Annotated in this window: 3 protein-coding genes; all 3 read left to right on the top strand. The window is 75.8% G+C overall.

Going from position 1 to position 12055, the window contains the following annotated elements:
* Positions 1-198: 198 nt before the first annotated feature.
* Genes FDO69_RS19595 through FDO69_RS19585 form a run of 3 tightly spaced genes read left to right on the top strand, consistent with a single transcriptional unit; the run spans position 199 to position 12052 of the window.
* Positions 199-408, top strand: a complete 210-nt coding sequence (locus FDO69_RS19595) for an MbtH family protein (protein WP_420878522.1) — start codon at positions 199-201, stop codon at positions 406-408.
* Positions 409-440: 32 nt separating this feature from the next.
* Entirely contained in the window at positions 441-5588 is a 5148-nt protein-coding gene (locus tag FDO69_RS19590; protein WP_104781149.1) for a non-ribosomal peptide synthetase, read from the top strand.
* Positions 5585-12052: a non-ribosomal peptide synthetase gene (locus tag FDO69_RS19585; RefSeq protein ID WP_104781148.1), complete on the top strand. Its 6468-nt coding sequence runs from the start codon at positions 5585-5587 to the stop codon at positions 12050-12052. Before FDO69_RS19590 ends, FDO69_RS19585 begins: the two co-directional genes overlap by 4 nt.
* Positions 12053-12055: the final 3 nt, after the last annotated feature.

Raw genomic sequence — 12055 nt, 5'->3', positions numbered from 1 at the left:
TCACTCGTCAGCGACGAGCCCAGGCATCCACGAGCCCCCGGCATCCACGAGCCCCCGGCGCCCCTCGGCGCCGGGGGCTCGCCCCTGTCCACGGTGGCTCAGCGGAGCGTATAGGTGGCCGATAAACGTCCGATAGCGCTGCGTTCAACCATGGGCCACATCTCACCGCGCAGAAGGGACACCCCCATGGCTGAACACATGAGCGACGAAAGCCTGTACCGCGTCGTACTCAACGACGAGGAGCAGTACTCGATCTGGTGGGCCGACCGCGCCCTGCCCGCCGGCTGGCACGCCGAGGGAACCGAGGGCAGCCGCGCGGAGTGCCTGGAGCGCATCAACGCCCTGTGGACCGACATGCGCCCGCTGAGCCTGCGCCGCCGCATGGCCGAGGCCGGCGCCGGCAGCTGATCCGCACCGCCGATCCCGATGGAGGAGAGATCGTGAACGAGCCTGCCAAGTCGGGACGCGTCCCCGGCCATCTGCTGATACTCCCGCTGTTCCGCGCCCAGGCCGCCCGCACCCCGGCAGCAGCCGCCGTCGTCCGCGCCGACGGCACCGCCGTCACCTACGCCGAACTGGCCGCGCTCGCCGACCGGTTCGCGGCCGTCCTGCGGTCGGCCGGGGTGCGCCCCGGCGACTTCGTCGGGGTGTGCCTGGGCCGCGGCCCGGAGCTCGTCGCCGCGTTCCTCGGCGTCTGGCTCGCGGGCGCCGCGTACGTGCCGCTGGACCCGCGGCACCCGGCGGCCCGCCTGGCGGCGGTCCTGGCGGACACCGGGAACCCGGTCGTCCTCGCCGAGCGGGCCACCGCGGACGGCCTGCCCGGCACCGTCCGCACGCTGACCGTCGAGGGCATCGAGGGCATCGAGGGCATCGAGGGCATCGAGGCTGTCCAGGGCGCCCAGGACCTCCAGGGCATCGAGAGCGCCGGCGGCGAACTGCATCACGAGGGAGTGCAGTTCGCCGCCGACGCAGACCAGCCCGCCTACGTCCTGCACACCTCCGGCTCCACCGGCCGCCCCAAGGGCGTGCTCGTGCCGCACGGCGGAATCGCCAACCGGGTGCGCTGGCTGGCGCACCGGCACCGGGTGGGCGCGGGCGACCGGATGCTGCTGAAGACGACCGTCGGCTTCGACGCCGCCGGCCTCGAACTGTTCTCCCCGCTGATCGCGGGCGGCGCCGTGGTGCTCGCCCCCGAGGGCGCCGAGCGCGACCCGGCCGCCCTGCTGCGGGCCGTCATCGAGGGCGGCGTGACGATCCTGCAGGGCGTGCCGTCCGTCTACCGTCGCCTCGTCGAGGAGCCCGGCTGGGAGGGCGCAGGCGCCCTGCGCCTGCTCTTCAGCGCCGGAGAGCCGCTCCACGCCGAGCTGTGCCGTGCCCTGCACGACCGGGTGCCCGGGGCGGAGATATGGAACACCTACGGGCCCACCGAGGCGTCCGTCGACATCACCGAGCACCGCTGGGACCCGGCGCAGGACACCGGCGCCGTGCCGATCGGGCGGCCCATCGGCAACATGCGTGTCCTCGTCCTGGACCAGGCCGGGCGCCCGGTGCCCGTGGGCGTCCCCGGCGAACTGCACGCGGGCGGCGTCGGTCTCGCCCTCGGCTACCTCGGCCGCCCCGACCAGAGCGCCGAACGCTTCGTGCCCGACCCGCACCGGGCGGGCGCCCGTCTCTACCGCACCGGCGACCGGGCGCGCTGGCGGACCGACGGCGTCCTGGAGTACCTGGGCCGCCTGGACCACCAGGTCAAGGTCAACGGCGTCCGGATCGAACCCGGCGAGATCGAGGCCGCGCTGGCCGCCCACCCCTGGGTGCGGGCCGCCGTCGCCGCCGGCGTGCCCGACGGCCGCGGAGGACACCGGCTGGTCGCCTGGGTGCAGTCGCGCGGCGAGCCGCTCGGCCCGCAGGAACTGCGCGCCTTCCTGCGCCACTCGCTGCCCGAGCCGCTGGTGCCGACCGCCTACGTGCCGGTCACCGAGTTCCCGCTCACCCCCAACGGCAAGATCGACCGGTCCGCGCTGCCCGACCCGGCGGACGCCGCCGCCGAGACCGCGCACATCCCGGTCCGTACCCCGGCCGAGCGGGTCGTCGCCGAGGAGTGGACGCGGCTGACCGGCACCCCGGCCGCCGAGATCGGCGCTCACCACGACTTCTTCCAGCTCGGCGGGTCCTCGCTGATGCTCAACCGGCTCGCGGCCGGCCTGTCCCACGCAGCCGGACGGCACATCCCGGCGACCGCGCTGCTGACCGCCACCACCGTGGAGCAGCAGGCCGCGCTGCTCACCGCCGGCCGGGCCGCGGACGACACCGCCGGCCGGGCCGCGGACGACACCGCCGTACCCACGACGCAGCGGTCCGTGACCCCGGTCGACCGCGACCCGCACGGCCTGCCGCTGTCGCCCGGCCAGCAGAGCATGTGGCTGCTGGACCGGCTGCGCCCCGGCAGCGCCGAGTGGAACGCGCCGGTCTTCCTCACCCTGCCCGCCGCGTACGACGACACGGTCGTACGCGGAGCGCTCAGCGCGCTCGCCGCCCGCCACGAGATCCTGCGCACCCGCTACCTGCTGCGCGGCACCGAGCCGGTGCAACTCGCCGACCTGCCGGCCGAGTGGGACGTCCGCTTCGCCCGCGCCGACACCGCCGACGAGCTGAACGTGCTGGTGGAGGCCGAGTTCGCCGTCCCCTTCGACCTGGTGCGGGGGCCGGTGCGCCGGGCCCTCGCGGTGCGCGGCCGGGGCATGCTGACCCTGCTGCTGAGCATCCACCACATCGCCTGCGACGGCTGGACCTCCGTCGTCCTGGAGCGCGATCTCAAGGCGCTCGCCGAGGCCCTGTACACCGACACCGACGCGCACCTGCCCGCCCTGCCCGTCCAGTACGCCGACCACGCCGTCCACCGGCGCGCCCGGCTGACCGACACCTTCCTGGTGTCCGAACTCGCCCACTGGAAGGAGGCCCTGGACGGCATCACGCCGGTCGACCTGCCCGCCGACCGGCCCCGCCCGGCCACCCGGGACGCGGCCGGCGCCGCGCACGTCTTCACCGTGCCGGCCCCGCTCGCCGAGCAGGTCGCCGCGCTCGGCCGCAGCCGCGGGGCCACCCTGCAGCAGACCCTGCTGACCGCGTTCGCCGCGCTGGTGGCCCGGTTCAGCGGCAACTGGGACGTGCCGGTCGGCGTGCCGGTCGCCGGACGGCACGGCGACGAGGTCGCCGAGGTGGCGGGCTACTTCCTCAACACGCTGGTGCTGCGCTGCGACGCGCCTGCCGATACACCGTTCAGGGAGGCGCTGGTCCGGGTCCGCGACACCGCCCGTACGGCCTTCGCTCACCAGGAGCTGCCGTTCGACCGGCTGGTGGCCGAGCTGGACGACACCCGCGACCCGGCCCGCACCCCGCTCTACCAGGTGATGTTCGACATCCACGAGGAGGGCCGCACCGGCACCGCGGTCGACGCCGGTGACGTGGACGCCTTCCGTGGGGCCTGGCGCACCGCCCGCACCGACCTCACCTTCGTGCTCCAGCGCCGCCCCGACGGCTCGCTGCTCGGCCTCGCCGAGTACGCCACCGCCCTGTTCGACGCGGCCACCGTCGAGCGGCTGGCGGACTGCTGGATCCGGCTGCTGGAGTCGGTCACCGCCGACCCGGACCGCCGGCTGGCCGACGTCGACCTGCTGCCCCCGCCGCTGCGCGCCGAGCTGCTCGCCCGCGGGCCCGGCCGGCCGGAGCCCGGCACGGTCACCGGACCCGAGCAGACCGTCGACGCGGCCATCGCCGCGGCGGCCCGGCGCGCGCCGCAGGACACCGCGGTCGTGTGCGGCGGCGAGAGGTGGACCTACGAGCGGCTGGAGCGCCGGGCCGAGGCGTTCGCCACCCGGCTGCGCGCCGCGGGCGCCGGCGAGGGTTCGGTGGTCGCCGTCCTGCTCGGCCGCACCCCCGATCTGGTCGCCGCGTTCCTCGGCGCCTGGCGGGCGGGCGCCGCGTACGTGCCGCTGGACCCGGCCGCCCCGGACGAGCGCACCGCGCACGTCCTGACGGACGCCGCTGCGTCGGTCCTGGTCACCGACGGCACCCACGCCGCCCGGTTCGCGGGCCGCTTCGAAGGCCGGGTACTGGACGTGGGCACGGTCGCGGAGACCCCGCAGACCGCCGCCCGTACGCGGCCGGCACCGCCCGTCCCGGCGGTCGCCGACGACCCTTCCCGCCTGGCCTACCTCATGTACACCTCGGGCTCCACCGGGCGGCCCAAGGGAGTCGCCGTCGAGCACGGCTCGCTGCTGACCATGCTGCGCGCCTCCCAGGCCCATCTGGACTTCGGCCAGGGCCCGGACGACGCCTGGCTGGCGCTGGCCCAGGTCACCTTCGACATCTCCTGCACCGAGCTGTTCATGCCGCTGGTGGCCGGTGGCCGGGTGGTGCTCGCCCGGGAACAGGAGCAACGCGACCACGCGGCCCAGCTGCGGCTGATCGACGAACAGGAGGTCAGCCACCTCCAGGTGGCCCCGACGCACTGGCAGCTGCTGCTGGACGCGGGGCTCGGCCGTCGTCCCATCGTCGGCCAGACCGGCGGCGAACCCTGCCCGCCCGCGCTGGCCCGCGAACTCTCGCGCCGCCTGATGCGGTTCATCAACGAGTACGGGCTGACCGAGACCACCATCGCCGCCACCCGCTGGGACGCCGACGACGCCGCCAGCGGCGTGCCCGTCGGCCGCCCCTACCCGCACGTGACGGCGTACGTCCTCGACGACCGTCTCCAGCCCGTGCCGTACGGCGTCACCGGCGAGCTGTGCGTCGGCGGTGACGGACTCGCCCGCGGCTACCACGGCCGCCCCGGCCTGACCGCCGCCGCCTTCGTGCCCGACCCGTACGGCCCCGCCGGGGCGCGGCTGTACCGCACCGGCGACCGGGCCCGGATGCGGCCCGACGGCACCCTGGAGTTCGCGGGCCGCGCCGACGGCCAGGTCAAGATCCGCGGTCGCAGGGTGGAGACCGGCGAGGTGCAGGGCGTCCTCGTCGAGCACCCGGCCGTCGCCCAGGCCTACGTCACCGTGCACGGCTCCGGGCCCGAGGCGGCCCTGGTCGGCTACTGGACGCCCGCCTCGGACGCCGGGCCGGCCACCGACGCGGAACTGCTCGACCACTGCGCCCGCCGGCTGCCCGACTACATGCTGCCCGCCTTGCTGGTGGGCCTGGAACGGCTGCCGCTGACCCGGCACAACAAGGTCGACACCGCCGCGCTGCCCGTGCCCGACCTGGCCGCCGCGCTCGCCGACGAGCCGTACAGCGCGCCCGAGGGACCGGTCGAGGAGGCCCTCGCCGCGATCTGGTCCGAGGTGCTGTTCGGCGACGGCGCCGCCCGGCCGGTCGGGGCCCGTCAGGGCTTCTTCCGCATCGGCGGCAACTCGGTGCGCGCGACCCGGGTGATCGCCCGCGTCCAGGAGGAGTTCGACGTCGAGCTGCCGCTGAGCGCCGTCTTCGAGCGGCCCACCGTGCGGGGCCTCGCCACCGCTGTGGAAGAGGCCGTGCGCGCCGAGATCGAATCGCTCACCGAGGCCGAACTGGCCCTCGCCCACCGGGAGTACCAGCCGTGACCGCACCCACCGCACCGAACCGGGAAGAGCTGGCGGCCGACCTGCTGCGCCGCCGGCTGGCCGCCCGCGCCGGAGGCCGCCGCGCGGTCCCGGCCGAAATCCCCCGCGCCGACCGCTCGAAACCCCTCGTCCTGACCGCCGGACAGCGCAGCCTGTGGTTCCTGCACCAGCTCGACCCGGACAGCCCCGAGTACCTCCTGCCGATGGTGTACCGGCTGCGCGGCGCCCTCGACACCGGCGCCCTGCACCGCGCCTTCGACACGCTGGCCGCCCGCCACGAGATCCTGCGCACCCGGTACGTCCTCGACGGCACCGAACCCCGCCAGGTGATCGACCCGGCAGGCCCGGCGGACTTCGCCGTCGTCGAGGGCGGCGACTGCGACGGTGACGCCGACAGCCGCGCTGTCGCGTTCGCGGAGGAACAGGCCGCCCGGCCCATCGACCTCGCCACCGAACAGCCGCTGCGCGTACGGCTGCTGCGGCTCGCCGCGGACGACCACGTGCTGGTGGCGGTGGTGCACCACATCGCCTGCGACGCGATGACCCGACCGCTGCTGCTGTCCGAGCTCTCGGCCCTGCACACGGCCGCCGTCGAGGGCCGCGACCCGGCGGGCGCACTGCCCGAGCCGGCCCTCCAGTACGCCGACTACGCGGCGTGGCTCACCGAGCGGGACGGCTCACCGGCCGCGGCCGCCGGCCTTGCCTGGTGGCGGGAGCGGCTGGCCGGACTGGCCCCGCTCGGGCTGCCCACCGACCGGCCCCGGCCCGCCGTCCGCGACGGCAGCGGCGCCATGACGCGCTTCGAGGTGCCCGCGCCGGTCGCGGAGAGCCTGCGCGCACTCGCCCGGGACGAGGGCGCCACCGCCTTCATGGTCCTGCTCGGTGCCTGGCAGCTGCTGCTCGGCCGCTACGCCGGCACCACCGACGTGTGCGTCGGCACCGCCTCCTCCGGCCGTACCCGGCCCGAGCTGCGCCGGATGGCCGGCTACGCCTACAACACCCTGGCGCTGCGCGCCGCCTGGCGGCCCGGGACGTCCTTCCGCCGCTTCCTCGCCGACAGCCGCACGGCCGTACTGGCCGCCTTCGACCACCAGGGCACCCCCTTCGACCGGATCGCCGACGAGGTGGAGCCGGAGCGGGACCTGTCCACCACGCCCGTCTTCCAGGTCATGTTCGACCTCGTCTCCGGCGAGGGCGGCCCCGAGGGCCCCGAGCTGCCCGGCGTCACCGTCGCGCCCGTACCGGCCGAGAGCCGCGTCTCCCGCTTCGACCTCACCCTGCACCTGACCGAACGGCCCGACGGCACCCTCCACGGCAGCCTGGAGTACGCCACCGCGCTCTTCGACGCGGCCACCGCCGAGCGGATCACCCGCCACTACCGGACCCTGCTCGCGGCGATCGCCCGGGCCCCCGGCACCCCGGTCGCCGACCTCGACGTCCTGGACGCCGCCGAGCGCGCCCTGCTGCTCGACGGCCCGGCCACCCCCGTGGGCACCGACCGCCCGCTCGAACTCGGGGCCCTGCGCCCCGTCTTCGAGACGATCGCCGCGCAGATGGCGGCCACCCCGCACGCGCCCGCGCTACGGCACGCCGGCAGCACCGTCAGCTACGCCGAACTCGACGCCCGAGCCGACCGGTTCGCCCGCCGTCTCACCGAGCTGGGCGCCGGTCCCGAGGCCGTCGTCGCCGTCCTCCTGGACCGCGGCCCCGACCTGGTCGCCGCGCTGCTGGGCATCTGGCGGGCGGGCGCCGCCTACCTCCCGGTCGACCCGGCCCACCCGGACGACCGTGTCGCCCACATGCTGGCCGAGACCGCGACCGCCCTGGCCGTCACCGAGACCCGGTACACCGGCCGCCTGACCGGCGTCCGCGCGGTCGTCGTCGACGACCCGGCCGAGCGGGCCGCGCTGGAGACGGCCGACGCCGAGCTGCCCGCCGTCCACGACCTGGACCGGCTCGCCTACGTCATCTACACCTCCGGCTCCACCGGGCGCCCCAAGGGCGTCCTGATCAGCCACCGCGGCCTCGCCAACTACCTGGGCTGGACGGTCCGGGCGTACGCGAGCGCGGGCACCGGGGGAGCGCCGCTGTTCTCCTCCATCGCCTTCGACCTGGGCGTGCCCGATCTGTACACGCCGCTGATGACCGGGCAGCCGGTGCATCTGCTGCCGCAGGACCTCGACACCGCCGACCTCGGCGACCTGCTCGCGGCAGGCGGACCGTACGCCTTCATCAAGCTCACCCCGGGCCATCTCAACCTGCTGGTGGAGCAGTTGAGCCCGGAGCAGGTGCGCGGGCTGGCCGGACTCGTCATCGCCGCCGGTGACTCCTTCACCGCCCGGCTCGCCGAACGGTGGGCGACGGCGGCGGGAGAGGGCGGCACCCGGCTGGCCGCCGAGTACGGGCCCACCGAGATCACCGTCGGCAACTCCGCCTACTTCCTCGAAGGGCCGGTCGCCACCGAGCTGGTGCCCATCGGCCGGGCCGTCCCGCACACCACGATGTACGTCCTGGACGACCGGCTGCGCCCGCTTCCCACCGGCGTCCCCGGCGAGGTGTGGATCGGCGGCACCGGACTGGCACGCGGCTACGCCGGCCGGCCCGACCTGACCGCCGAGCGGTTCGTGCCCGACCCCTACGGCCCGCCCGGCAGCCGCCTCTACCGCTCCGGCGACCTGGCCCGGGTGCTGCCCGACGGGAACCTCGACTTCCTCGCCCGCGTCGACCACCAGGTCAAACTGCGCGGCTACCGGATCGAGTTGGGGGAGATCGAGACCGCGCTCACCGCGCACCCGGCCGTCGCCGAGGCCGTCGCGATCGTCCGCGAGGACACCCCCGGCGACCAGCAGCTCGTCACCTACCTCGTACCGGCCCCCGGCACCGGCGCCGACGACCTCGGCCCGGCCGGCCTGCGCGCACACCTCGGCGCGTCGCTGCCGCCGTACATGCTGCCCTCCGCCTACCTCACCCTGGACTCGCTGCCGCTGACCGGCAACGGCAAGCTCGACCGGCGTGCGCTGCCCGCGCCCGGCCGCGCCGCCACGGCCGTCGGCGCGCACGTCGAGGCCCGCACCGACGCCGAGCGGGCCATGGCCGCCGTATGGGCGCGGGTACTCGGCCTGGACACCGTCGGGGTGCGCGACAACTTCTTCGACCTGGGCGGCGACTCGCTGCGCGCGGTCGCACTGGTCGGGGCGCTGCGCGCGGACGGCTGGGAGACCAGCGTCCGGGACGTCTTCGAGCACCGGACCGTCGAACGCCTCGCAACGGCCGTCGCCCGCACCGGCGCCCCGGCCGCCGACGTGCCCCGCACCGTCGCACGGTTCGCGCTGATCGACGCCGCCGACCGGGCGGAACTGCCCGCCGACGTCACCGACGCCTACCCGGTCTCCCGCATCCAGGCCGGGATGCTCGTCGAGATGCACGGCGGCAGCGGCGAGAACCGCTACCACAACATCACCTCCTTCCGGATCCGCGACGAACTCCCCTTCGACCCGGCCGCGTTCCAGCGGGCCGCCGACCTGATCGTCGAGCGGCACGAGGTGATGCGCACCTCCTTCGCCCTGGCCGGGTACTCCCAGCCGCTCCAGCTGGTGCACGCCGCCGCCCGCATGCCCGTCGTCCACGAGGACCTGCGCCACCTCCCCGAGGACGCCCGGCAGCAGGCGCTGTGGGACTTCGCCGACCGGGACCGGGCCGAGCTGTTCGACCTGACCCGGGCACCGCTGATGCGGATGGCCGTGCACCTCCTGGACGACGAGAGCTGGTGGCTGTCGATCACCGAGTGCCACCCCGTCATCGAGGGCTGGAGCTACCACTCCCAGCTGATGGAGATGCTCCGCGCCTACCGTGCCCTGCGCACCGGCGGCGAGCCCGCCCCCGCGCCGCCCGCGCCCGCCGTCCGCTACGCCGACTTCATCGCCGGTGAGCTGCGCGCCCTCGAGGACCCGGCCGACCAGGAGTTCTGGCGCGGGATCGTCGAGGGACACGACAAGTTCACCGTGCCGCCCGGCTGGGCGGGCGACCCCGCGGGACCCGACGAGCGCTACCGCATCGACCTGCCCCTGACGGACCTGGAACCGGGCCTGCGCGCCCTGGCGACCGCCGCCGAGGTGCCGTACAAGAGCGTGCTGCACGCCGCGCACAGCAAGGTGCTGTCGCTGCTGACCCGCTCCGCCGCCTTCCGCGGCGGCATGGTCGCCGACGCCCGGCCCGAGGAGGCCGGCGCCGAGACGGTCTCCGGCATGTACCTCAACTCGGTGCCCTTCCCCTACGAGCGGACCGCCCGCACCTGGGGCGAACTGGCCCGGCAGGTCTTCGCGCACGAGGTCGCGCTGTGGCCGCACCGCCGCTACCCGATGCCCGCGATGCGCGTGCCCGGCGGCGAGGCCCATCTGATCGACGTGCTCTTCCACTACCTGGACTTCCACCAGGTCGACACCGAGCTCATCGACATCATGGCCAGCCGCGACGACAGCCCCAACGAGTTCCCGGTCGTCGTCGGCACTCCCGTCCGCGGCCACCTCTCCCTCGCCTCCCGCACCCGCACCCTCTCCCGGTCCGCCGCCGACCGGCTGGCCGGGCTGTACCGCGCGGTGCTCACCGAGATGGCCCGCGCGGGCGCCGACGGCGACAGCACCGGCGCCTTCCCCGACCGTTACGAAAGAGCCCGCCTCAAGGCGCCCGCCCTGCCCCACCCCGAGATCCCCGCCGACGTCCTCGGCGCCTTCGAGGCGCAGGCCGCCCGCACCCCGGCGGCCACCGCCCTGCACGGAGAGGACTTCCGCCTCTCCTACGGCGAGCTCGACGCCCGCGCCAACCGGATCGCCCGCCGCCTGCGCGCCCTCGGCGCCGGCGCCGAGACTCGGGTGGCGGTGCTGCTCGACCGAGGCCCGGACCTTGTCGCCGCCCTGCTCGGCGTGTGGAAGGCGGGCGCCGTGCAGGTGCCCCTCGACCCCTGTGCGCCGGACGCCCGGCTCGCCGGGACCGCGCCGCGGATCGCCGTCACCCAGCGCTCGTACCTCTCCCGGCTGCCCGCCGCAGCCGTGCTGCTCGCCGACGACGCCGCCCACGAGGGCGACGGCTCGCCGCTCGGCCTGCGGCACGATGCGGACCGGCTCGCCTACGTCCTGCACACCTCCGGCTCCACCGGCACCCCCAAGGCCGTCGAGGTCTCCCACCGGGCCCTCGCGCACTACCTCGACTGGGCCGTACGGCAGTACACCGAGGCGGGCCGTGGCGGAGCGCCCTGGTTCACCCCGGCCGGCTTCGACCTCGGGATGCCCGCACTGTACGCGCCGCTGATGACCGGGCAGCCGGTACGGGTGCTGCCGCAGAGGTACGGCACGGCCGAGTTCGGACAGCTGCTGCTGCGCGGCGCGCCGTACGCGTTCCTCGGCCTGACACCGGGCCATCTGGCGTTGCTGGAACACCAGCTGACCGACCGGGAACTGGCCGGGCTGGCCGGGCTCGCGGTCTGCGCCGGGGACGCCTACCCCACCGCGCAGGCCGACCGGGTCGCCGCCCGGATCCGCGCCGGCGGCGGGGGCATGGCCCTCGGCGCCGAGTACGGGCCCACCGAGGCCACCGTCGCCGCCACCTACGGCCCCGTCCGCGCCCGGTCCACGCGGGCCCTGGTCCCGCTCGGTGCCCCGCTGCCCGGCGTCCTGGTCCGCGTCCTCGACGCGGAGCTGCGGCCCGTGCCCGACGGCGTCACCGGTGAGGTGTTCCTCGGCGGCGACGGACTCGCCCGCGGCTACGGCGGCCGTCCCGACCTGACCGCGCTCGCCTTCCGTCCCGACCCGTACGGATTGCCCGGCAGCCGCCTCTACCGCACCGGCGACCTGGCCCGGCGACTGCCGGGCGGGCTCCTGGAGTTCGCGGGCCGCACCGATGGCCAGGTCAAGATCCGCGGCCACCGGGTGGAGCCCGGCGAGGCCGAGGCCGCCCTCACCGCCGACCCGGCCGTACAAGAAGCGCTGGTCACGGCCGTCCCGGCCGCCGACGGCGGGAAGCGGCTCGCCGCCTGGGTGGTGCCCGCCGAGGGCCGCACCATCGAGGTCGCCGCGCTCCGGGACCGGCTGCGCACCCTCCTGCCCGCCGCGCTCGTCCCGGCCACCGTCGAAGTGGTCACCGCCCTGCCGCTCACCCCGCACGGCAAACGCGACCGGGCCGCCGTCGTGGCCCGCGAGGCGACCGGCGCGGGCGCGGCACCGTACGCGGCACCGCGCACCGCCACCGAACGGCGGCTCGCCGCGGTCTGGGCCGAGGTGCTCGGCCTCGAACGGGTCGGCGTCGACGACGACTTCCGCGAACTGGGCGGCGACTCGCTGCTCGTGCCACCGCTGCTGGTCGCCGCCCGCCGCGCCGGCCTCGCCCTCGACCTGGCCACGGCCCTGCGCCACCCCACCGTCGCGCGGCTCGCCGCCGCCCTGGACCACTCCGCAACCAGCAGGGAAGGCTGACCC

The sequence above is a fragment of the Streptomyces tibetensis genome (genome assembly GCF_007655005.1).
GTDB classification, from domain to species: domain Bacteria; phylum Actinomycetota; class Actinomycetes; order Streptomycetales; family Streptomycetaceae; genus Streptomyces; species Streptomyces tibetensis.
Note: the sequence above shows the minus strand (reverse complement) of the source record. Positions and strands in the feature narration are given on the sequence as shown.